Source organism: Bradyrhizobium lupini (assembly GCF_040939785.1).
Classification (GTDB): Bacteria; Pseudomonadota; Alphaproteobacteria; order Rhizobiales; family Xanthobacteraceae; genus Bradyrhizobium; species Bradyrhizobium canariense_D.
Map to the genome: position 1 here is coordinate 7,310,083 of NZ_CP162553.1, position 20,864 is coordinate 7,330,946.

18 protein-coding genes, 1 tRNA gene and 1 pseudogene are annotated in these 20,864 nt (G+C 63.9%); 13 read left to right on the forward strand and 7 right to left on the reverse strand.

Annotated elements, in window-relative coordinates; all coding sequences use genetic code 11:
* Window positions 1-30: 30 nt before the first annotated feature.
* Both AB3L03_RS35190 and AB3L03_RS35195 read right to left on the reverse strand, forming a co-directional pair.
* On the reverse strand, window positions 31-1,338 hold the full coding sequence (locus AB3L03_RS35190; RefSeq protein ID WP_198959261.1) for a dihydroorotase: 1,308 nt from the start codon (window positions 1,336-1,338) through the stop codon (window positions 31-33).
* Window positions 1,338-2,285 carry an aspartate carbamoyltransferase catalytic subunit gene (locus AB3L03_RS35195; protein ID WP_007603315.1) on the reverse strand — a complete coding sequence of 316 codons (948 nt, stop codon included), beginning with the start codon at window positions 2,283-2,285 and terminating at the stop codon, window positions 1,338-1,340. The genes AB3L03_RS35190 and AB3L03_RS35195 overlap by 1 nt, the downstream gene beginning before the upstream one ends.
* A gap of 225 nt (window positions 2,286-2,510) precedes the next feature.
* On the opposite strand from AB3L03_RS35195, the gene AB3L03_RS35200 reads away from it, so the two are divergent.
* From AB3L03_RS35200 to AB3L03_RS35210, 3 genes and pseudogenes are all read left to right on the forward strand, one after another.
* Window positions 2,511-3,281, forward strand: a complete 771-nt coding sequence (locus AB3L03_RS35200; protein ID WP_247338484.1) for a M15 family metallopeptidase — start codon at window positions 2,511-2,513, stop codon at window positions 3,279-3,281.
* Window positions 3,282-3,301: 20 nt separating this feature from the next.
* Window positions 3,302-4,943, forward strand: a pseudogene (locus tag AB3L03_RS35205) (acyl-CoA dehydrogenase family protein).
* A 521-nt stretch (window positions 4,944-5,464) separates the two neighbouring features.
* Window positions 5,465-5,731, forward strand: a complete 267-nt coding sequence (locus AB3L03_RS35210; RefSeq protein WP_368509112.1) for a lysostaphin resistance A-like protein — start codon at window positions 5,465-5,467, stop codon at window positions 5,729-5,731.
* On the opposite strand, the gene AB3L03_RS35215 is transcribed toward AB3L03_RS35210, so the two are convergent.
* Together AB3L03_RS35215 and ruvX are read right to left on the reverse strand one after the other, a co-directional pair.
* Window positions 5,728-6,651 carry an AEC family transporter gene (locus AB3L03_RS35215; protein WP_247338486.1) on the reverse strand — a complete coding sequence of 308 codons (924 nt, stop codon included), beginning with the start codon at window positions 6,649-6,651 and terminating at the stop codon, window positions 5,728-5,730. The genes AB3L03_RS35210 and AB3L03_RS35215 overlap by 4 nt on opposite strands.
* Before the next feature lie 3 nt (window positions 6,652-6,654).
* Window positions 6,655-7,146, reverse strand: a complete 492-nt coding sequence (gene ruvX, locus AB3L03_RS35220) for a Holliday junction resolvase RuvX (protein ID WP_007603328.1) — start codon at window positions 7,144-7,146, stop codon at window positions 6,655-6,657.
* A 46-nt stretch (window positions 7,147-7,192) separates the two neighbouring features.
* Here ruvX and AB3L03_RS35225 point away from each other — a divergent pair, with 46 nt between their 5' ends.
* Window positions 7,193-7,408 carry a hypothetical protein gene (locus tag AB3L03_RS35225; RefSeq protein ID WP_247338487.1) on the forward strand — a complete coding sequence of 72 codons (216 nt, stop codon included), beginning with the start codon at window positions 7,193-7,195 and terminating at the stop codon, window positions 7,406-7,408.
* On the opposite strand, the gene AB3L03_RS35230 is transcribed toward AB3L03_RS35225, so the two are convergent.
* Window positions 7,395-8,285 (reverse strand): LysR family transcriptional regulator, encoded by an 891-nt coding sequence (locus AB3L03_RS35230; protein WP_085351411.1) that lies wholly within the window; start codon window positions 8,283-8,285, stop codon window positions 7,395-7,397. The genes AB3L03_RS35225 and AB3L03_RS35230 overlap by 14 nt on opposite strands.
* Before the next feature lie 95 nt (window positions 8,286-8,380).
* Between AB3L03_RS35230 and AB3L03_RS35235 the strand changes: the two genes are divergently transcribed.
* The 8 genes from AB3L03_RS35235 (at window position 8,381) to AB3L03_RS35270 (ending at window position 16,424) form a co-directional block, all read left to right on the forward strand.
* Complete coding sequence (locus tag AB3L03_RS35235; protein WP_368507954.1) at window positions 8,381-9,355, forward strand: NAD(P)H-dependent flavin oxidoreductase; 975 nt, start codon at window positions 8,381-8,383, stop codon at window positions 9,353-9,355.
* Window positions 9,356-9,372: 17 nt separating this feature from the next.
* Complete coding sequence (locus AB3L03_RS35240) at window positions 9,373-10,449, forward strand: nitronate monooxygenase family protein (protein WP_085351413.1); 1,077 nt, start codon at window positions 9,373-9,375, stop codon at window positions 10,447-10,449.
* A gap of 178 nt (window positions 10,450-10,627) precedes the next feature.
* Window positions 10,628-10,915, forward strand: a complete 288-nt coding sequence (gatC, locus tag AB3L03_RS35245; protein WP_007611211.1) for an Asp-tRNA(Asn)/Glu-tRNA(Gln) amidotransferase subunit GatC — start codon at window positions 10,628-10,630, stop codon at window positions 10,913-10,915.
* Window positions 10,916-10,994: 79 nt separating this feature from the next.
* Window positions 10,995-11,207, forward strand: a complete 213-nt coding sequence (locus AB3L03_RS35250; protein ID WP_085351414.1) for a hypothetical protein — start codon at window positions 10,995-10,997, stop codon at window positions 11,205-11,207.
* Complete coding sequence (gene gatA / locus AB3L03_RS35255) at window positions 11,204-12,679, forward strand: Asp-tRNA(Asn)/Glu-tRNA(Gln) amidotransferase subunit GatA (RefSeq protein ID WP_085351415.1); 1,476 nt, start codon at window positions 11,204-11,206, stop codon at window positions 12,677-12,679. Before AB3L03_RS35250 ends, gatA begins: the two co-directional genes overlap by 4 nt.
* On the forward strand, window positions 12,670-12,972 hold the full coding sequence (locus AB3L03_RS35260; RefSeq protein WP_085383246.1) for a hypothetical protein: 303 nt from the start codon (window positions 12,670-12,672) through the stop codon (window positions 12,970-12,972). Before gatA ends, AB3L03_RS35260 begins: the two co-directional genes overlap by 10 nt.
* The gene (gene gatB / locus AB3L03_RS35265; RefSeq protein ID WP_204511383.1) at window positions 12,969-14,453 is read left to right on the forward strand and encodes an Asp-tRNA(Asn)/Glu-tRNA(Gln) amidotransferase subunit GatB; all 1,485 of its coding nucleotides are present in this window, start codon (window positions 12,969-12,971) and stop codon (window positions 14,451-14,453) included. Before AB3L03_RS35260 ends, gatB begins: the two co-directional genes overlap by 4 nt.
* A gap of 1,704 nt (window positions 14,454-16,157) precedes the next feature.
* Complete coding sequence (locus AB3L03_RS35270) at window positions 16,158-16,424, forward strand: hypothetical protein (protein ID WP_085351418.1); 267 nt, start codon at window positions 16,158-16,160, stop codon at window positions 16,422-16,424.
* A 290-nt stretch (window positions 16,425-16,714) separates the two neighbouring features.
* Here the strand turns inward: AB3L03_RS35270 and AB3L03_RS35275 are convergent.
* Window positions 16,715-16,807 (reverse strand) — tRNA-Ser (locus tag AB3L03_RS35275).
* 1,327 nt (window positions 16,808-18,134) lie between these two features.
* Here AB3L03_RS35275 and AB3L03_RS35280 point away from each other — a divergent pair.
* Window positions 18,135-19,706 (forward strand): porin, encoded by a 1,572-nt coding sequence (locus AB3L03_RS35280; protein ID WP_085357377.1) that lies wholly within the window; start codon window positions 18,135-18,137, stop codon window positions 19,704-19,706.
* Window positions 19,707-20,023: 317 nt separating this feature from the next.
* Here AB3L03_RS35280 and AB3L03_RS35285 read toward each other — a convergent pair whose 3' ends face one another.
* On the reverse strand, window positions 20,024-20,842 hold the full coding sequence (locus AB3L03_RS35285) for a YkgJ family cysteine cluster protein (protein WP_026233575.1): 819 nt from the start codon (window positions 20,840-20,842) through the stop codon (window positions 20,024-20,026).
* Window positions 20,843-20,864: the final 22 nt, after the last annotated feature.

Consider the following 20,864-nt stretch of genomic DNA (forward strand, 5'->3'; position numbering starts at 1 on the left):
CTGCAAATTCCCTGGCTGCAGCTCCGCACGTCAGACATGCTCGTACACTGTCCGTCCGCCGACAATGGTGCGCACCACGCGGCCTGTAAAGCGGGCCTCGTCGAACGGCGTGTTCTTGCAGGGCGATTTGAGGTCGGCGGGATCGACCACCCAGGGCACATCGGGGTCGATCACGATGACGTCGGCGGGGCTGCCCGTGCGCAGGGTTCCGCCAGGCAATCCCAAAATCTCGGCCGGCCGGGTCGACATCGCCCGGATCAGCGTCTTGAGGTCCAATTCGTCATTGTGCACGAGGCGCAGGCCCGCCGGGAGCATGGTCTCCAGCCCGATGGCGCCGGGGGCTGCTTCTGCGAAAGGCAGGCGCTTGACCTCGACGTCCTGCGGGTTGTGGTCGGACATGATGACGTCGACGAGGCCGGAGGCGACGGCGGCGACCAGCGCGCGGCGGTCGTCCTCGGTGCGCAGCGGCGGCGACAGCTTCAGGAACGAACGGTAAGGGCCGATGTCGTTCTCGTTCAGCGCAAGGTGGTTGATCGAGGCTGAGGCCGTCACGGCAAGGCCGGCGTCGCGGGCGCGCTTGAGCACGTCGAGCGACTCGATGCAGGTTAGCGACGCCGCGTGATAGCGGCCGCCGGTGAGCGCGACCAGGCGCATGTCGCGCTCCAGCATCACGGCTTCCGCCGCGTTCGGGATGCCCATCAGGCCGAGCCGCGAGGCGAACTCGCCCTCGTTCATCACGCCTTCGCCGACGAGATCGCGATCCTCGGTGTAGTGCACGATCAACGCGTCGAAATCGCGCGCGTAGGTCAAGGCGCGGCGCATCACCTGCGCATTGCTCACGCTCTTGTCGCAGTCGCTGAAGGCGATCGCGCCTGCTGCCTTGAGGAGGCCGAACTCGGTCATCTCCTCGCCGTGCATTCCCTTGGTCAGCGCCGCCATCGGCTGGATGTTGACGATCGCGGTGTCACGGGCGCGACGCATCACGAAGTCGACGGTCGCCGAGTTGTCGATCACCGGCAAGGTATCGGGCTGGCAGATGATGGTGGTGATGCCGCCGGTCGCAGCCGCCTGGCTCGCGGACGCAAAGGTCTCGCGATGGCTGAAGCCGGGCTCGCCGACGAAGGCGCGCATGTCGATCAGGCCGGGGGCGACGATCTTGCCGGCGCAGTTGACGACGTCGGTGCCCTCGGGGACGCCGGCAGCGCCAATGCCGCGGCGGGTCTCCCGGATGATGCCGTCGGCAATCAGGACATCGCCGGGGCCATCGAAATCCCTGCTGGGGTCGACGAGGCGGGCATTGGCAAGCAGGATGGGTCGGCGGTCGGTCAACATGAGCATCACGCGTTCGGCAGGTTGCGGGCGAGCGCTTCCAGCACCGCCATGCGCACGGCCACGCCCATCTCCACCTGTTCGCGGATCAGGGACTGCGCGCCGTCCGCGACCGCGGTGTCGATTTCGACGCCGCGGTTCATGGGGCCGGGATGCATGACAAGGGCGTCGGGCTTGGCGTAGGCGAGCTTCTTCTGGTCCAGCCCGAAATAATGGAAATACTCGGAGGTCGACGGCACGAAGGAGCCGTTCATGCGCTCGCGCTGGAGCCGCAACATCATGACGATGTCGGCGCCGTTGAGCCCCTCGCGCATGTCGCGCGCGACCTCGACGCCCATCCGCTCGATGCCGGGCGGCAGCAGTGTGGAGGGGCCGACGACGCGGACGCGGGCGCCCATCGCGTTGAGCAGGATGATGTTGGAGCGGGCCACGCGCGAATGCAGCACGTCACCGCAGATCGCGACGACTAGGCCCTCAAGCCGGCCCTTGTTGCGGCGGATGGTCAGCGCGTCGAGCAGGGCTTGTGTCGGATGCTCATGCGCGCCGTCGCCGGCATTGATCACGGAACCGTCGACCTTGCGGGCCAGCAGTTCCACCGCGCCGGAGGCGTGATGGCGCACCACCAGGATATCCGGGTGCATGGCGTTGAGCGTCATGGCGGTGTCGACCAGCGTCTCGCCCTTTTTGATGGACGAGGAGGACACCGACATGTTCATGACGTCGGCGCCCAGCCGTTTGCCGGCGAGCTCGAACGACGATTGGGTCCGGGTGGAAGCCTCGAAGAAGAGGTTCACCTGCGTCCGTCCACGCAGGACGGTGCGCTTCTTGTCAACCTGGCGGTTGAGCTCGACATATTCTTCGGACAGGTCGAGGAGGCCGGTGATGTCGGCCGCGGAAAGGCCCTCGATGCCCAGCAAATGCCGGTGGCCGAGGACGAAGGTCGATTTCGATGTCATTAAAGCGAGAGCTATAGGCGGGGATGGCCGGGGGGCAAGGGCCAAAGCCCGGGCGGGGAGTTATCCCCCGATCTGTCGGTCTTATCGCTGGCGTGAGCTGTCCCCGTCTTCTCCGTCATGCCCGGGCCGAAGCGCGAAGCGCGTCTTCGCGCTAGACGTCCCGGGCATCCACGTTCTTAAGGTGCTGTCGCAGAAAAGGCGTGGATGGCCGGGACAAGCCCGGCCATGACGAAGGGGAGATTTCCGCTGAAAACAACTCTAACAGCGCTCTTGGTCGCGGCTTTTGTTTCCGGGGCCCACGCCCAATCGCTTCCCGGCGGTTTCGTCTATTTGCACGACATCGAGCCCAGCATCATCCAGGACATCCGCTACGCCACCTCGAACAATTTCGTCGGCCGTCCGCTCGCCGGCTACGGGGCCGGCGAGTGCGTGGTGAAGCGGGAGGTTGGGCTGCGGCTGAAGGCGGTCCAGCAGGAACTGGCGGCGCAAAATCTCTCACTGAAAATGTTCGACTGCTACCGGCCGGCGCGGGCCTCGCTCGACATGGTCAGGTGGTCGCAGAACGGCCACGAGACGGCCGCCGAGCGGCGCTACAATCCCAAAATTCCCAAGACCGAGCTGTTCCGCCTCGGCTACATCGCAAGCCGCTCGCAGCATTCGACGGGCGCAGCGCTCGATCTCACGCTGGTCGATCTCAACGCCGACAATTCAGGCAAATACGACCCGTCAAAGACCTACGCGGACTGCACGGCACCGGTCGAGGCGCGATTGCCGGAGGGCAGCGTCGACATGGGCACCGGCTATGACTGCACCGACGTGAAAGGGCATACCGCCGCACCAACGATCAGTCCGGATCAGCGCGCCTGGCGCAAGCGGCTGGTGGCTGCGATGGCAAGGCAAGGCTTTGTGAACTATGCAAAGGAGTGGTGGCACTTTTCGCTGCCGGGAGCGGGCGGTGCGCCGTATGATTTCCCGATCCAGCCGCGGCGGAACTGATTCCGCGCCGAGGACACGAGATGACCCAGCCCAGCTTCGCGACCCACGAGGTCTTCAACCAGTCGCCGCCGTTCGAGGACGCCGATCTCTTCGCCGTGGATCAGCCGCTGGTCGCGGCGGTCAGGGCCAATGGCGCTGCGGCGGCGGAACCGGAGCTCTCGGAGTTCGGCAAGCATTGGGGCTCGGCTGCGATGGCCGATCGGGGGCGCGTCGCGAACGAGAACACGCCGAAGCTGCGCACCTTCGATGCCAAGGGCAATCGGCGCGACCAGGTCGAGTTTCATCCGGCCTATCACGAGCTGATGGCTCACAGCGCCCGTGCCGGCGTGCACAATTCGACTTGGACTGCGGATGGAAGACCCGCGGGCGATGCCGCAGAGGTCATCCGCGCGGCAAAATTCTACATGGCCTCGCAGGTCGAGACCGGCCATCTCTGCCCGATCACGATGACGCGCGCCTCCGTTGCGGCGCTGGCGATGCAGCCTGATCTGCGCGCCAAGGTCATGCCGGTGCTGTCGACGAAAAGCTACGATCCCAGCTTCGCGCCGTGGTGGGAGAAGCGCGGTATGACGCTCGGCATGGGCATGACCGAGAAGCAGGGCGGTACCGACGTGCGCGCCAACATGACGCGCGCGGTGCGCGAGGGAGGCGCCTACCGTATCACCGGCCACAAATGGTTCATGTCGGCGCCGATGTGCGATGCCTTCCTGGTGCTGGCTCAGGCGGACCAGGGACTGACCTGTTTCTTCATGCCGCGCTTCGCGCCGGATGGTTCGGTGAACGCGATCCAGTTCCAGCGGCTGAAGGACAAGCTCGGCAACCGCTCCAACGCGTCATCCGAGGTTGAGTTCGTCGGTGCCTATGCGGAAGCCGTCGGCGATGAGGGCAAGGGCATCCGTACCATCATCCAGATGGTGCAAATGACGCGGCAGGATTGCGCGATCGCCTCGGTCGGCCTGATGCGCTCGGGGCTCGCCCACGCGCTGCATCACACCCGGCACCGCAGCGTGTTCCAGAAACATCTCGCCGATCAGCCGCTGATGCAGGCGGTACTCTCGGACATGGCGCTGCATGTGGAGGCGAGCACGGCTGTGGTGATGCGGCTCTGCCGCGCCTTCGATCGGACGCCGCTCGATCCGGCGGAGGCCGCCTACATGCGGCTGCTGACGCCTGCGATCAAATACTGGACCTGCAAGAGCGCGCCGCCGTTTCTCTACGAAGCTATGGAATGCCTCGGCGGCAACGGCTATGTCGAGGACGGCATTCTGGCGCGGCACTACCGGGAGTCGCCGGTCAACGCGATCTGGGAGGGCTCGGGCAACGTCATGTGTCTCGACGTGCTGCGCGCGCTCGCGCGAGCCGGAGGCAGCGGTATCGGTCCTGCAAGCGCTTGCTGCCGAGACCAAAGGTCTGCCAGGGGCAGGCGAGACTGCGGGATTCATCGGCAAGACCTTCGGCCGCCCGGACGGCGAGCGCGTAGCGCGCCTTGCGGTCGAGAAGCTGGCGCTGCTTGCGGCCGCCGCCGCGCTCAACGGCGTGTCACCGCGTCAAGCAGAACTGTTCGCTGCCACGCGCCTCGCCACGAACCACGCCAGCATGTACGGCGCGGTCGAGCTCGAGAGCGGCGACGTGCGCACGCTGCTGGAGCGGGCGCTGCCGTGAGCCTGCCAAACGAAAGCCTCCTGATGGACTCCCTCAATCCCGATCTGCCGCCGCTCACCGAGACGCCGGCGCCGCCGCGAGTCTGGAAGTTCTGGGGCACGGCGCTGTGGGGCATCGCCATCTTCGCAGCCATGTTCGTCGGGCAGATCGGGGCCATCGTCTATCTGGTCTGGGTCGCCCGTGACCCAATCGACCTCGCATCGATGCAGCACATCGGTCGCGAGCCGGCGTCGCTCGCGTTTTCGGTCACGATGGGCCTGCCGGCGACGCTGGCCGCCGTGTGGCTGGCCATCCGCATCAAGAAGGCCTCCTTCGTCGACTATCTCGCGTTCTATTGGCCGTCCTGGAAGCAACTCCTGTTCGGCGCCGTCGGGCTGATCCTGATCGTGGTCGCCTGGGAGACGATGTCGCGGAGTCTGGGCCGCGAGGCGACGCCGGGCTTCATGACCGACCTGTTGAAATCCGGTCGCGACAAGGGCGCGGCGCTGATGCTGCTGTTCGCCTTCAGCGTGGCCGCTCCGATGTCCGAAGAGGTCCTCGCCCGCGGCTTTCTGTTTCGCGGCTGGTCGGCGAGCTTCCTGCGCGTGCCCGGCGCCATCATCCTGTCGTCGCTGGTGTGGACGGTCGTGCATCTACAATACGACCTGTACTTCCTCGCCGAGGTCTTCTCCATCGGCCTGTGGTTCGGCTACATGCGCTACCGCAGCAGCTCGCTCTGGCTCACGATCGTGCTGCACGCGCTTAACAATCTGACGGCAGTGGTGCTGACGATGTGGCTGGGGAGTTAGGCCACCAGCGCGATCGCGATCGGCATGGTGATCGCCGCCAAAATCGTCTGAAGCGTGATGATCTGCGCCAGCAGCGGTGCATCGCCGCCCATCTGGCGGGCCAGCACGTAGGCGCTGGTCGAGGTCGGCACCGCGGCGCAGATCGCGACGATCGCAAGGCTGTCGCCGGACAGTCCGAACCAGACGGCGAGCCCCAGCGCGACCATCGGCATCAGCACCAGCTTGAACACCACGCCGATAGCGGCACCCGTGCTGGGGCGGAGCAGGCCTTCAAGATGCAGTCCGGCGCCGGTGACGAGCAGGCCGATGGCGAGCGAGGAGCGGCCGAGTGCGTCTGCCACCTCATGCCAGATCTTCGGCAGCGGCAGGTGGATGACGTTGACGACGAGCCCGATCACGCAGGCCCAGATCAGGGGATTGCGGACAACCGTCATGACAACGGTGCGCGCGGATTGCTTCTTCGGCGCTGCGTAGTGGGCGAGCACCGCGACGCTGAGGACGTTGACCAGCGGAATGATCGCCACCATCGCGACGGAGGCGAGCGCCAGCCCGACCTCGCCGAACATATTGGCGGAGACGGACAGCGCCACATAGGTCTGCCAGCGGATCGCGCCCTGGAAGATCGAGGTGAAGGCGGGGCCGTCGATATCGAGCCGCGACAGGGCCGGGCGGAGCGCGAGGCAGAGCAGCGACATCGCGAGCGCCGAGAGCAGCAGCGCGCCGCCGACGCCTGCGACCGGGACCTTGGACAGGTCGGCCTTCACCAGCGTCTGGATCAGCAGCATCGGAAACAGCACGAAATAGGTCAGCCGCTCCAGCCCGTTCCATTGCGTATCGAGCCGCATCAGGGTGCGCTTCAGCACCACGCCGAGCACGATCAGAATAAAGACGGGGAGGAGCGCCGCGATCACGACGGCCATGGATCAGTCAGGCCCCGGGGCTGCGCGCAGATTGGCGAGGCGGTCGAGCGCGCCTTGCAGGATGAAGATCGCGGCGTGCTCGTCGATCACTTCGGCGCGCTTGGCGCGGCTGACATCCATGCCGATCAGCTCGCGCTCGACCGCGGCGGTCGACAGGCGCTCGTCCCAGAGGCCGATGGGCAGCGCGGTCAGACCGGCGAGGTTGCGGGCAAACGCCCGGGTCGATTGCGCGCGCGGGCCCTCGCTGCCGTCCATGTTGATGGGCAGGCCGAGCACGAAGCCGACGGCCTTGCGTTCACTGGCGATCGCGAGCAGCCGGGCGGCATCCTGCTTGAACGCCTTGCGCTGGATCGTTTCGACGCCGGTAGCTAACCGGCGGTCTGGATTGGAGACGGCAACGCCAATTGTCTTGGTGCCGAGATCAAGGCCGACCAACCCGCCGCGTTCGGGCCAGTGGGTTGCAGCATCGACGAGAGGCAGGATAAGAGCCGGCATGGTGTTAGCGCATATCACGCGTCGCGCTACGGAGTGAACCCGGAACATGGATGCGCTGACATTATTCGGCTTGTTCGCCGTGACAGCGATGCTGGTCGCTTACGCCCTGGAAGACCGCAGCCACTGGTTCGTGCTGACGTTCGCAATGGCCTGCGTGCTCGGTTCGGCTTACGGCTTCCTGCAAGGAGCCTGGCCGTTTGGCGTGGTCGAGGCGATCTGGGCCGTCGTGGCGCTGCGGCGCTGGCATCTCAGGCCGCGATGACGTCGTCGTCTTGCTTCAGGCAGGCGGCAAATCCGTTCAGTGCACTGGTTTGATGTCCGGCACGACGCTGGATGAAGAGCGTCTCGACCTGCGCGTGCGAATGGCTCAGCGCGTGGATCGAGACGCTGCCGTTGATCGCACTGCGTTCGACCACGGCGCGCGGCAGCAGTGTCACGCCCATGTCGGCGGCGACACAGCCGATCATGCCGTCGAGCGTGCCGAGTTCGAAGCGTGCGGCTGACGGCCAGCCGAGCTCGACAAAGATCTGTTCCAGCCGCTGCCGGTAGGTGCAGCCGGTGCGGAACGTCAGTGCGGTCGGGCCCGACTCCGGCGTGCCGGCGCGCAGCTCGGCGAGCGTGGCCCAGCGCCGCGCACTGACCAGCACCAGCTCTTCGCGGAACGCGCTTGTCGCGGTGAGATCGGCATGCACGATCGGACCTGCGACGAAGGCGCCGTCGAGGGTGCCTTCGAGCACGCAGGCGACGAGGTCGGCGGTGGGTGCGGTGCGCAGGCTCAGCCGGACGGCGGGAAAGCGGCGATGAAAATCGGCCAACAGCGGCGGCAGCCGCACCGCTGCGGTCGTTTCCATCGAGCCGATCGCGAGCGGTCCCTTGGGCTCGCCGTCGTCGCAGGCGGCGAGCACGGCCTCGCGCGCTAATGCGGACATCCGTTGCGCGTAGGGCAAAAGGCGCTTGCCCGCACCGGTCAAGGTCATGCCGCGGCTGTGCCGTTCGAACAGCGGCGTGCCGATCTCGGCTTCCAGTGCCTTCACGCGCTGGGTGACGTTCGACTGCACCGTGTTGAGCTCTTCCGCCGCGCGGGTGATCCCCCCGGTCCGGGCGACGGCAGCGAAGGTCTGGAGGTCGCTGAGTTCCATAATATCGTTTCTCTTTTGAGATGGCAGCGTTCGTAAGAAATCAATTTTGGAGAATGGTATTCTAGACTAATATTCGTGTCGAGAGCGGAGGAGCCATGCCGATCACCACGCCGCTGACCCAGCTCCTGGGGATCAAGCATCCGATCCTGCTGGCTCCAATGGACACGATCGCCGGCAGCCGGCTGACACGGGCTGTCAGCGAGGCCGGCGGCTTCGGGATCCTGGGTGGTGGCTACGGCGATCAGGAACGGCTCGAGGCCGAGACCAGGCAACTAAGCGGCTTTGCTTCGTTCGGTATCGGCTTCATCACGTGGAGCCTGGCAAGACAGCCAAGACTTCTCGACATCGCACTCGACGCCAATCCGCAAGCGATCATGCTGTCATTCGGCGATCCTGCACAATTTGCAGCGCGCATCAGGACGTGCGGGGCGCGCTTGATCTGCCAGGTGCAGAGCGAGGACATGGCGAAGCAGGCACTGGATGCCGGTGCGGACATCCTGATCGCGCAGGGTACCGAAGCCGGCGGTCACGGCGCATCGCGCACAACCGTCGATATCGTACCTGCGATCGTCGATCTCACGGCCGGGCGCGTGCCGGTGGTTGCCGCCGGCGGAATTGCCGATGGTCGCGGGCTCGCCGCGATGATGATGCTGGGCGCCTCCGGCGTGCTGATCGGCACGCGCTTCTATGCGAGCGTGGAGGCCAATGGCGCGGAGGAAGCCAAGCAGCGCATTCGCGACGCTGATCCCAATGACACGGTGCGCGGCGTCATCGTCGACTGGTCACGCAGCCTGTTCTGGCCGGCCCCGTTCACCGCGCGAACGCTGGTCAACGATCATATCAGGCGCTGGACCGGCCGCGAGGTCGAGCTGATGCAGCGCGCCGCCGAGGTGACCGTCGAATATGCCGCGGCAAGGGCCGCTGGCAATTTCGAGGTCGCCGCGGTCTTTGCCGGCGAGGCCGTCGGCCTGATCAATGATATTCCGTCCGCCGCCGAAATCGTCGAACGGATCGCGACCGAGGCCGAGCAACTGCTAACCGGCCGGCGTAATTCCAGCGCGTCCGCCTAAACTGCGAGAGAACAACCATGTGGCCGAACCGTCGATTGATCGATCTCTTCAAGACCGAATTCCCGATCGTGCTGGCGCCGATGGCCGGCGTGATGGACGCGGAGCTGGTGATCGCCGTTGCGCAAGGCGGGGGCCTCGGCTCGCTGCCGAGCGCGATGCTGTCGCCGGAGAAAGCGCGCGAGCAGGTCAACATCATCCGGCAGCGCGTCTCCGCGCCGGTGAACATGAATTTCTTCTGCCACACACCGGTCGAGCTCACGGCCGAGGCGGAGGCGCGCTGGAAGCAGCGCCTCGCGGGCTACTACAATGAGCATGGCCTCGATCCCGCCGCACCCATCAATGCCGCGAACCGCGCGCCGTTCGACGCCGGCTTCTGCGAGGTTGTGGAGGAGCTGAAGCCGGAGATCGTCAGCTTCCATTTCGGTCTGCCCGAGGCCGCGCTGCTCAAGCGGGTCAAGGCGGCAGGATGTCTCGTCATCTCGTCGGCGACCACTGTGAGCGAAGCGGTCTGGCTCGAGCAGCACGGAGCTGATGCCGTCATTGCCCAAGGCGCGGAGGCCGGCGGCCATCGCGGCATGTTCCTGACCGACAAGATCTCGGAACAGCCCGGCACCTTTGCGCTGGTGCCGCAGGTGGTCGACGCGGTGAAGGTCCCAGTGATTGCGGCCGGCGGCGTTGCGGATGGCCGCGGCATTGCAGCCGCCTTCGCGCTCGGCGCGGCCGGCGTGCAGATCGGAAGTGCCTATCTGCGCTGCCCGGAATCCAAGGTCAGTGCGGCGGCCCGTGCGGCGCTCGCCGAGGGACAGGATGATTCCACCGTCATTACCAATGTCATGACCGGGCGGCCGGCGCGCGGCGTTCAGAACCGCCTGATGCGCGAGGCCGGCCCGATTTCGCCGGACGCGCCGCCATTTCCCCATGCCGCAACGGCGCTGGGACCGCTCAAGGCTGCGGCCGAGAAGCAGGGCAGGGTGGATTTCACCAATCTCTGGGCCGGGCAGGCGATCGCCCTGGGCCGCGAGGTCCCGGCAGCTGAACTGACCCGGGATCTCGCCAAATCGGCGCTTGCCCGGATGAAGGCGTTGGGCGGATAGGTCCCTAAAGCGCGATGAGCTTCGGGCGAAGCCTCATCGTGCTTTAGGTTCTTGTTTGCGCATGATCTTTTCGGAAAACCGCTCCACACTTTTCCGGATCATGCGCTGGCGCCGGTTGCGGCGCAAAAGCGGCCTCTGCTATACGGCACATAGGTTTTGCCGTGAGAGGCCTTATATAATGTCCGTCGACGCCGCTACCGTCCGCCGCATCGCGCATCTGGCGCGCATTGCGGTTTCCGAGGGCGAGGTTCCGCATCTGCAGGGCGAGCTCAACGCCATGCTCGCCTTTGTCGAGCAGCTCTCGGAGGTCAATGTCGAGGGCGTGGAGCCCATGACCTCGGTCACCCCGATGCAGATGAAGAAGCGGCAGGATGTGGTCAATGACGGCGAGATCGCCGACGATATCGTTGCCAACGCACCTGCGACCGAAGGCCACTTCTTCCTGGTGCCGAAGGTTGTTGAGTAATTTACGTAGCGTTTTCGAGCGAAGTGGAAGCCGGTTCGCGTAAAGAAAACGCGTCAAAAGAGTCTCAGGACGAAGTCCGATGTGCATGCTTTGCGACGACGAGAAGGCCTATCAGGCTTACATGAACTATCTCGACAAGATGGAGCGGCAGGGCAAGGCTGCCGACCCCAACGTCGCCGTCAATGCCGTGCTCGACGAGATCGAGGCGGCTGCGAAAGCGGCCACCAAGAAAGACGACCCGGCCAACGACAAATCCCTGTCTCCGTTCTTCTGCAGCCCGATCAATAAATGACCGATTTGACATCGCTGACGCTCGCGGAGGCCCGCAAGGGCCTCGCGGCAAAGACTTTCACGTCCCTCGAGCTGACCGACGCGCATCTGAACGCGATCGAAGCCGCCCGCGTGCTCAATGCTTTCGTCATGGAGACGCCCGACCGCGCGCGCGACATGGCGAAGGCCGTCGACGAGAAGATCGCCAAGGGTGACGCGGGGCCGCTTGCCGGCATTCCGCTCGGGATCAAGGACCTGTTCGCGACCAAGGGCGTGCGCACCACGGCGTGCTCGAAAATCCTCGGCAACTTCGTGCCGACTTACGAGTCCACGATCACCTCGCAGCTGTGGCGCGATGGCGCGGTGATGCTGGGCAAGCTCAACAATGATGAGTTCGCGATGGGCTCGTCGAACGAGACCTCGTGCTTCGGCCCGGTCGGCAATCCCTGGCGGCGTGATGGCTCCAACACGACGCTGGTGCCGGGCGGCTCGTCTGGCGGCTCGGCCTCCGCCGTGGCGGCTCTGCTCTGCATGGGCGCGACCGCGACCGACACCGGCGGCTCGATCCGCCAGCCGGCGGCGTTCACCGCGACCGTCGGCATCAAGCCGACCTATGGCCGCTGCTCGCGCTGGGGCATCGTCGCCTTTGCCTCCTCGCTGGACCAGGCTGGTCCGATCGCGCGCAGCACGCGCGATGCCGCGATGCTGCTGCGCTCGATGGCTGGCCACGATCCCAAGGACACGACCTCGGTCGACATAGCCGTGCCGGACTACGAGGCCGCGATCGGCAAGTCCGTGAAGGGCATGAAGATCGGCATTCCCAAGGAATACCGTCTCGACGGCATGCCGGCCGAGATCGAAAAGCTTTGGGAAGCGGGCGCGGCCTGGCTGAAAGCGGCCGGGGCCGAGCTCGTTGAAGTGTCACTGCCGCACACCAAATACGCGCTGCCGGCCTATTACATCGTGGCGCCGGCGGAGGCGTCCTCCAACCTCGCGCGCTATGACGGCGTGCGCTTCGGCCTGCGCGAGCAGGGCCGGAACGTCAACGAACTCTACGAGAACACCCGTGCAGAAGGTTTTGGCGCTGAGGTGAAGCGCCGCGTCATGATCGGCACCTACGTGCTCTCGGCCGGCTATTACGACGCCTATTATTTGCGCGCCCAGAAGGTGCGCACGCTGATCAAGAAGGACTTTGAGGATTGCTTCGCCAAGGGCGTCGACGCGATCCTGACGCCGGCGACGCCGTCGGCGGCCTTCGGCATCGGCGAGAAAGGCGGCGCGGACCCCGTCGAGATGTACCTCAACGACATCTTCACGGTGACCGTGAACATGGCGGGCCTGCCGGGCATCGCTGTGCCCGCCGGCAAGGATGCGCAGGGCCTGCCGCTCGGCCTGCAGCTGATCGGCCGTCCCTTCGACGAGGAGACGCTGTTCTCGCTCGGCGAGGTGATCGAGCAGGCCGCCGGCCGCTTCACGCCGGCGAAATGGTGGTGAAGATGGCGGCGTATATCGCCAGCCTCGACGGCGCCGCGCCGCCGCCGGACCTCAGCGCTCCACTTGCCGCACTATGGTGGGCCGCCAAGGGCGACTGGGACGAGGCGCACAAGATCGTCCAGGACGAGAGCGGCCGCGCGGCCGCTTGGGTGCACGCCTATCTGCACCGGGTCGAGGGCGACCTCGGCAACGCCGGCTATTGGTACCGCCAGGCCGGCCAGCCCGTGGCAACGGATTCATTACAGGCAGAGTGGGAGCGGATCGCTGCCACGCTGCTCGGGAGCAAGCCATGAACGCACCTGCCGCACCCCACAAACTTCTCAAGGGCTCAACCGGTGACTGGGAGATGGTCATCGGCCTGGAGGTCCACGCTCAGGTGACGTCGAACGCGAAGCTGTTCTCCGGCGCCCCCACCGCATTCGGCGGCGAGCCGAACTCGCATGTGTCGCTGGTTGACGCGGCGATGCCGGGCATGCTGCCTGTGATCAATGAGGAATGCGTCAGACAAGCTGTCCGGACCGGCCTCGGGCTGAACGCGCAGATCAATCTGCGCTCGGTGTTCGACCGCAAGAACTATTTCTATCCAGACTCGCCGCAGGGCTACCAGATCAGCCAGTACAAGTCGCCGATCGTCGGCGAAGGCGAGGTCGTGGTCGAACTGGACGGCGGCAAGACCGCCACCATCGGCATCGAGCGGCTGCATCTGGAACAGGACGCCGGCAAATTGCTGCACGATCAGTCGCCGACCATGTCCTATGTCGATCTCAACCGCTGCGGCGTAGCGCTGATGGAGATCGTGTCGAAACCCGACATCCGCGATGCCGAGCAGGCCAAGGCCTATGTGACCAAGCTGCGCTCGATCCTGCGCTATCTCGGCACCTGCGACGGCGACATGGAGAAGGGATCCTTGCGCGCCGACGTCAACGTCTCCGTGCGCAAGCCCGGCGCGCCGCTGGGCACCCGCTGCGAGATCAAGAACATGAACTCGATCAATTTCATCGGCCAGGCGATCGAGTACGAGGCCCGGCGCCAGATCGAAATCCTCGAGGACGGCGGCGCGATCGACCAGGAGACCCGGCTCTACGACCCCAACAAGGGCGAGACGCGGTCGATGCGGTCCAAGGAAGAGGCGCACGACTATCGCTACTTCCCCGATCCCGACCTGCTGCCGCTGGAGTTTTCGCAAAGCTTCGTCGACGAGTTGAAGGCTGAGCTGCCCGAGCTGCCGGACCAGAAGAAGACGCGCTTCGTCGCGGATCTCGGCCTGTCGGCCTACGACGCCAGCGTGCTGGTCGCCGAGCGCGAGAGTGCCGTGTTCTACGAGACCGTGTTGGAGAAACTCGCCAACCGCGCGCGCGACGGCAAGGTCGCCGCGAACTGGGTGATCAACGAGCTGTTCGGTCGTCTCAACAAGGAAGGCCGGGATATTACGGACTCTCCGGTCGATGCCGCACAGCTCTCAGGGATCATCGACCTGATCGGCGAGGGTACGATCTCCGGCAAGATCGCCAAGGATCTGTTCGAGATCGTCTGGCAGGAGGGCGGCGATCCCCGCGCACTGGTCGAAAGCCGCGGCATGAAGCAGGTCACGGATCTTTCGGCGATCGAAAAGGTTGTCGACGACATCATCGCGGCCAATCCCGACAAGGCGGCGCAGGTCAAGGACAAGCCGCAGTCACTCGGCTGGTTCGTCGGCCAGGTGATGAAGGCATCCGGCGGCAAGGCCAACCCGCAGAGCGTCAACGAGCTGCTCAAGTCCAAGCTCGGCATCTGACCTCGCGCGTTCGAACGAGGTGACGGACAGGCGTCGTCACCTCGCTTTCGGTTCGCGATGCGACGCTCGCGCACATCCTCTGCGACGAACTTCATCCCGATCGAACGCGACACGCCGACCGAATCGCCGTCACGCGATTCGCGCAAAACGGCGACTTGCACGCGCTCTGACGAGCGCTCGCGCCGTTAATCATGAAAATATTTTCGTTGCCAAAAGTCGCGACTCAGAGTCCGCGAAGCGCCTTCGCGAGGCGCTCGGGCGATCGGCAGGATGCATCATTGCAACGATCGTGCGCGATGCACGCGTGCAAGAAAATACTTGCTGCATAGTGTTTTTCTACAATCGCATCTGTTGCAAACGTCGATGCAGCAGGCACTCTCTGCGATCGCAAGCACACCTCATGCAGTCCGTTTGCATCGCGTTCGCCAGCGCAGGCGCGTTTCGCCGTCAACACTTCTTTAAGCGAGACGCTGTTTTTTTCGTTGTGTTGGTGTATTCGGGATGAGTGTGCACTCGATCCCCGACTGCATGCAGCGATTAAGCCATCTCACACATCGGAGGGCAACATGGCCAAGAAAGCTAAGAAGGCAAAGAAGGCGAAGAAGGCGAAGAGCGCAGTGAAGAAGACTGCGAAGAAGACCCGCAAGGTCGCCAAGAAGAAGTAACTTCGCTTTTTGAAGTTGCCGGCTCCTAGAGAGCCGGCACGTCATCAGCGCCTCTCAAAAGGTTCTGGTCGACGATAGAGGGTGTCGGCGAGACATCAGGTCAACGGTCGGATCGTTCTCTTCGCGGGTTCGCTCGCTAAGCCCGGTCCGGCAGAAGAAACCAAGTTTTCTTCGTTCGGTGCGGCTCTCCGTAAGGGGCTCCGCAATTTCACAGGCGGCCTTCGGCCAACGTGGAATCTGGTCCTGACGTGTTCGCCGACGCCCTCGTTCTCATGAGGCCGGGGTATTGCCGGCATTCCCATATCCCGACATTGTTGATCTGACCGCGATGTGGCCGTTCTGCCCTTGAGCAGTCAGGGTTGTCGCATATGACGTCAGCGGCGCCTGAGCGAGCACCTCGTCCTTCGAGAGGACCGCTTAGCGGTCCCCTCCGGATGAGGCTCGGCTGCATCCATCTACGTTGATGCTGCCGCATCCTCATCCCTCATCCTGAGGGCCCGCCGCAGGCGGGCGTCTCGAAGGATGGCCGCAGTCGAGCTTCCAGCCATATACTTCTTCATATGCGCGCCCTGCTTGAGCAGGGAGGCTGCAGCGCAATTGCAGGCAGTTCGCGCACCTCTTCTCCATTCGCGGTGTCATCGCCCGGCTCCGACCGGGCGATCCAGTACCCCGCAGCTTCTCGTGGGACCATTGCTGTCTCTGGAATACGGTGACGACAGCAGGCGGGGACACCACAGGACGCGCGTCACCGTGCGCAATGGTTATCGTTCTCCCAAAATCCCAAGGTAAACCGAATCTGACGAATTGCAGAAGTCCCTGCAAAATAGGGATTTCTTGCATTTGTCGTGCGCGCCTGGCGCGGGCGCGTTTACGTCTGCTTCATCGCGATACTTAAACTGCCATTCAAATTTGCCCGCCATCATTACCTCCAACAAGCCGGCAAACGGCACGGGCAAAAAGCCTCGGATGAGTTGAACAGTTGATCGGACGGGAGCCGCGCTCGGGGGGCGAGACGGCATAAGAAAAAAGGGGATGCGTTATGTTTCAGGGTACTTTCGATCTGGAGACCGCGACGCCGATCGACGCAGGCGCGCTGTCGGACGTGCTGTTCGAGCGCGGCCTCTATTGGGCGAGCGGACGCGCCGGCCTCGTCGATCTCGTCGCCGCGCACAAATGGTTCAACCTCGCCGCGCTCAAGGGCCGCAAGGACGCCGTGACGCTGCGCCAGGAAGTCGCCGGGCAGATGTCGGATGCCGATATCTCAGCCGCCCAGCGCGAGGCGAGGGCCTGGGTCTCCGCCCACTGAGCGGTGAATCACGTCCCGGCGGTCGTTTTCGCAGGCGAACCTGATTTTCGCTAATCGGTTCCCTCGTGGTCCGCCATCCGGATCTGGAGCGGCGTGAGCGATCCCGACGAGATGACTGGGCGCAGATCAGAGGCGGCGGATTTAGATCGCGCCCTTGCACTATGATCTGGGATACTTCGACCCGGAGCAGAAAACCCTGCAACCTCTCGACAACCCGTTCGGCACGAGGCTGTCACCCATGTCTTAGGTACGTTCCGTTACCCATGTGTTCGGGCCGGACAGCTGCGGAGTGGCGGAGAGGGAGGGATCTGAACCCTCGATACAGCTTGAGACCGTATGACGCTTTAGCAAAGCGTTGCCTTCAGCCACTCGGCCACCTCTCCGGTGCGAGCCTTATGCATCTAATTACTTGGGCTGGTCAATTTGGAAGCGTGTGTTTTTGCTCGAATATTCCCAGCGAATTCCGAAACCAAGCGGTTTGCTCTCGGGCCGAGAACGTAACGCCGCGATAACGGACGCCAAGCTGGAGGTTCTGGCGCTTGTATTGAGAGTGGTTCTGGCGCGGACAAAGGGTCCCTTCATCCATATAAACGATTGATTTTGCTTTCAAATTGGATCGAATGGCCCGCGTGTGGGACGACTGCCTTCGTCGCCGACCGCCTCATCAGTGATTCATTTGCAAGCGATTGATTTGATTGTCTCTTTCCGCGATCTGCCACAAACTATGAGCGGTGATTGCCCCTCAGATCGGCTGACGGGGTCCCGTGTTATAGGCTGCGGGGAGGGCGCTCTCACTATTAGTGGGATCATTCGCTCGCCGGCCGAGGATCTGCCCCGTCGCGCCAGGCGTCGCCGCAATCAGGGAGGGCCTTGTCTGGCGATTTCTCTTTCCGTGGAAACGGCCCTTGGAAATCAAAGCAGGGACGATCTGGCACGCTGTTTCATTCTTCAACTGTCAGGACTCCGCCGCTACGGATCTCATCTTATAATAGTCAGGACGTAGAGCATCCAGCTGGGTAGCTCACTGCGAGATATCGATAGGCAATATCCCGATCGCTTCGAGACGTACGCGTTTTCAATCGGTCCTGGCGACAACAGCGATCTCCGCAAGCGGCTCGAAGAGTCATTTCATCGCTTTGTCGATTGCGAGACAAGCTCGACGGTGAAGTCCTGCAAGCGATCGACGATGCGCAGATCGATATTTTGTCGATCTTGCAGCCGCTTGATGGTTAGGCCAGCCAGTTCCCGAAGGACTGGCGCACGGCGAGTCCCTGGTTGATTCCACGATTCGGCCGCCCCAGACCCACAGCGAGGCGTCTCCACGAATGTGAGGGGCTGGTGCCGGAACTTTTGATGGCAGATTAAACCCGTCGAAAAAGATCAGCAGAGTCAAAGTGTTACAAAGTCGCCATGGTCACATCTGCGTGTTATTTGTGCAACACCCGTTGGAAAACACGCTCGATCGGCCGGTTCTGAAGCGTTCTGTTGTTGTGTGTGCAAGGGGGTTCGGTAATTGTGACTGAGCGACGGAGGGGGGCATCCCGAGGTCGTCCCGTCTTAGGTGGTTCGCTTAAGTCCCTCGCGTTCAGCGGGTGTGTCCGAAGGCGCGAAGCGACTAAGCGGTGAATTTAAGGGACAAGGGAACCAACCTTAGGGTGTCTTCACCCAGCGGATCCGGAACCTTCCCTATGGCAAACTTGGAGGTTTAACATGAAGTTGGTTAAGAGCCTTTTGCTCGGTTCCGCGGCGGGTCTGCTCGCTGTTGGCGGAGCGCAGGCAGCCGATCTCCCCGTGAAGGCCAAAGCGGTCGAATACGTGAAGATCTGCTCCCTGTACGGTGCGGGTTTCTACTACATCCCCGGCACCGACACCTGCATCAAGCTGGGTGGTTATCTGCGCGCTGAAGTCGCGCTGAACACCAACTCGGACTTCAGCGGTCAGCTCACGTCGAACAACGGCGCGCGCAACCGTCTGACGAACTACTACACCATGCGCGCTCGTGAAGATCTCAACATCGACACGCGCACCGCGACCGAGTACGGCGTCGTCCGTACCTTCTTCGACGGCGTGTTCTCCTGGACCACCGGCAACTACGCCGGCACCGGCAGCGCGACCGGTACCACTGCCTACAGCAGCACGCTGGCGCTCAACACCTCCGGCGCCGCCCCGGCGCTCGTTGGTTCGGCCGTCAACGGCACCGACGGCGCGACCTCCGGCGGTTCGCTCGGCGTGTACTACGCCTTCATCCAGTTCGCTGGCTTCACCATGGGTAAGGCCGTGTCGCAGTTCGACGCGCCCTGGACCAACTATCCCGGCAACAACTTCGACAGCCTCGTCGGCGGTTCCGGCACGGTCACTGGTGTCAACCAGTTCACCTACACCGCTGACTTCGGTCAGGGCGTGACGGCGTCGTTCTCGGCTGAAGATGCGACGGCCTATTACCAGGCTGGCAACCTGAACATGACTGGCGCGACTGCGGCCGGCATGATCGGCGGTTCGTATGGCTCCAACGCCATCGGCGGTTCGCGTTCGCCGAACCTCGTCGGTATGGTCCGTGTCGACCAGGCTTGGGGTCTGTTCCAGGCGTCGGTCGCTGCGCATGACAACCACGTTGCCTACTACGGCGCCACCGAGCCGACTGGCCATCCCGACGACAAGTGGGGTTGGGCTGCTCAGCTCGCTTTGTCGATCAAGAACATCCCGACTGGCGCGGGTGACGTGATCAACATCCAGGGCGTCTACACCGACGGCGCATCCCGCTACAACTTCCAGAACCTGGCGGGCGGCAGCTACTCGATGTTCGGCAGCTCCGGCGTTGCCTACCAGAGCGTCGGCTTCGCCATCGCTCCGGACACCGTGTTCGTGACCGGCAGCGGTCAGGAAACCGTCAAGACCTGGGGCTTCCGCGGTGCCTACACCCATAACTGGGATCCATACTGGAACACCGCGATCTACGGTGCTTACGCTCAGGCGCAGTACGGCACTCTTGCCAAGACCACCCTCTGCGGCGCTGGCGGTGCTGGCGGCGTGTTCGGCGGCCTGGCGGGCGTGACGGGTTGTAATCCTGACTTCGCCATCGGCCAAGTCGGTGTCATCACCCGCTGGACCCCGGTCAAGAACCTGACGTTCTCGGCCGACCTCTCCTGGACCCATCTGGACCAGAAGTACGCTGGTACGGTTGCTTACGCTGGTGCCGGCACGACGGCCAAGCCGGCCGCCGTGTACGAGCTGAAGGATCAGGACACGCTCGTTCTGCTCCTCCGCGCTCAGCGCAACTGGTAAGTTCGGTCTAACGACCTGACAGAGAGCCCCGGCGGGAAACCGCCGGGGCTTTTTTTGCACCAGGCGGACCACGGATCTCCGACATGTTCTGAAGAACGAGTGGAGTGTGGAATGATGAGTAGCTTTGGGTGATCAAGAGCTGGGTTCGGATCGCGCGATCAAGACCACTTCAGCCGCCGTGGCAAGAGGCGGAGGCGCCGGCAGGTCCTTGAGATTCATGGCCACCACGGCGTCCAACGTGGTCTGCCCGTCTAGACCGCAACCAGCGCGAGTCGAGCGGCATAGAGCGGGTTAGGCCGCGTCGACGACGTCGGAGTTTAGGCGTGGTGCGACAGCCGTAGAAGCGCCGGCCGATAGGGGGCTTGCGGATCGTCGTCCTCATTCGAGGGAATTGTGCAGGAGCCGAATTCCTGTCTGATCCGCTCGATCTCGGCGATGCGCTCGTGCAGCCGCTGCAGATGCTCCGGGGATTTCGCCCGCCAGAATCGAAATGTGTCGGCGGTGAGCGGGAGGAACGCGGTGCCGAACAGCGTCGGCTCCGGAACGACGGTTCGCCCGAGCAGCAGGAACCGCCCGGCACCGGAGACGACGAGGGTCGCGTAGCCGCGGTTTCCGATCCTCTTGATGCCATTCAGCGACCATTCGGCGAGCTTGCTGAAATAGGGCTCCTCCCGCCAGCGATCGGGGCAATGGTCATCGACGGTAACGTTGACCGCGTCCTGGCTGAAATGCACGATGATGCCCGATTTCGCCGGAAACCAGTCGTCATCCAGATGGCCCTGCAGCCAGGCGCAGACGAAGGAACGGCACATCTGCGGACGGCGCTCGTAGATGGTGCATCCAGTGCCCGTCTGCCAATGCCTGCACAGCTGGTTCACCGGCTTGTCGACGGCCGCCACTTCGAGGATATCGCAGCAGGCATTGCACGAGCCGCATTGCCGGGCTGGCTGGGCTGTCCTCGTCGGGCTGGTTCCGCGAAAACCCTGCCCGTCGCGGACCAGCAGCTTCTGCTTTTCCAGCGCATTCAACGCACGTTCGATTTTGAGACGAGATAGTCCCGTGGCGTCGATCACACCCTTCATCGTCGTCGCGCCTGCCTCTACTGCACGGGCGACGCTCAACATTGCCTGATCCATGTTTGTAGTTCTTTTCTTCTCT

Bases quoted from the DNA above. Each gene is read 5' to 3' on its own strand.
- gatC (WP_007611211.1), top strand. From the start codon at position 10,628: ATGTCCGTCGACGCCGCTACCGTCCGCCGCATCGCGCATCTGGCGCGC.
- AB3L03_RS35190 (WP_198959261.1), bottom strand. From the start codon at position 1,338: ATGCTCATGTTGACCGACCGCCGACCCATCCTGCTTGCCAATGCCCGC.
- AB3L03_RS35200 (WP_247338484.1), top strand. From the start codon at position 2,511: ATGACGAAGGGGAGATTTCCGCTGAAAACAACTCTAACAGCGCTCTTG.
- AB3L03_RS35250 (WP_085351414.1), top strand. From the start codon at position 10,995: ATGTGCATGCTTTGCGACGACGAGAAGGCCTATCAGGCTTACATGAAC.
- AB3L03_RS35240 (WP_085351413.1), top strand. From the start codon at position 9,373: ATGTGGCCGAACCGTCGATTGATCGATCTCTTCAAGACCGAATTCCCG.
- AB3L03_RS35270 (WP_085351418.1), top strand. From the start codon at position 16,158: ATGTTTCAGGGTACTTTCGATCTGGAGACCGCGACGCCGATCGACGCA.
- AB3L03_RS35210 (WP_368509112.1), top strand. From the start codon at position 5,465: ATGTCCGAAGAGGTCCTCGCCCGCGGCTTTCTGTTTCGCGGCTGGTCG.
- AB3L03_RS35280 (WP_085357377.1), top strand. From the start codon at position 18,135: ATGAAGTTGGTTAAGAGCCTTTTGCTCGGTTCCGCGGCGGGTCTGCTC.
- AB3L03_RS35225 (WP_247338487.1), top strand. From the start codon at position 7,193: ATGGATGCGCTGACATTATTCGGCTTGTTCGCCGTGACAGCGATGCTG.
- AB3L03_RS35195 (WP_007603315.1), bottom strand. From the start codon at position 2,285: ATGACATCGAAATCGACCTTCGTCCTCGGCCACCGGCATTTGCTGGGC.
- AB3L03_RS35285 (WP_026233575.1), bottom strand. From the start codon at position 20,842: ATGGATCAGGCAATGTTGAGCGTCGCCCGTGCAGTAGAGGCAGGCGCG.
- AB3L03_RS35260 (WP_085383246.1), top strand. From the start codon at position 12,670: ATGGTGGTGAAGATGGCGGCGTATATCGCCAGCCTCGACGGCGCCGCG.
- AB3L03_RS35215 (WP_247338486.1), bottom strand. From the start codon at position 6,651: ATGGCCGTCGTGATCGCGGCGCTCCTCCCCGTCTTTATTCTGATCGTG.
- ruvX (WP_007603328.1), bottom strand. From the start codon at position 7,146: ATGCCGGCTCTTATCCTGCCTCTCGTCGATGCTGCAACCCACTGGCCC.
- gatA (WP_085351415.1), top strand. From the start codon at position 11,204: ATGACCGATTTGACATCGCTGACGCTCGCGGAGGCCCGCAAGGGCCTC.
- AB3L03_RS35235 (WP_368507954.1), top strand. From the start codon at position 8,381: ATGCCGATCACCACGCCGCTGACCCAGCTCCTGGGGATCAAGCATCCG.
- gatB (WP_204511383.1), top strand. From the start codon at position 12,969: ATGAACGCACCTGCCGCACCCCACAAACTTCTCAAGGGCTCAACCGGT.
- AB3L03_RS35230 (WP_085351411.1), bottom strand. From the start codon at position 8,285: ATGGAACTCAGCGACCTCCAGACCTTCGCTGCCGTCGCCCGGACCGGG.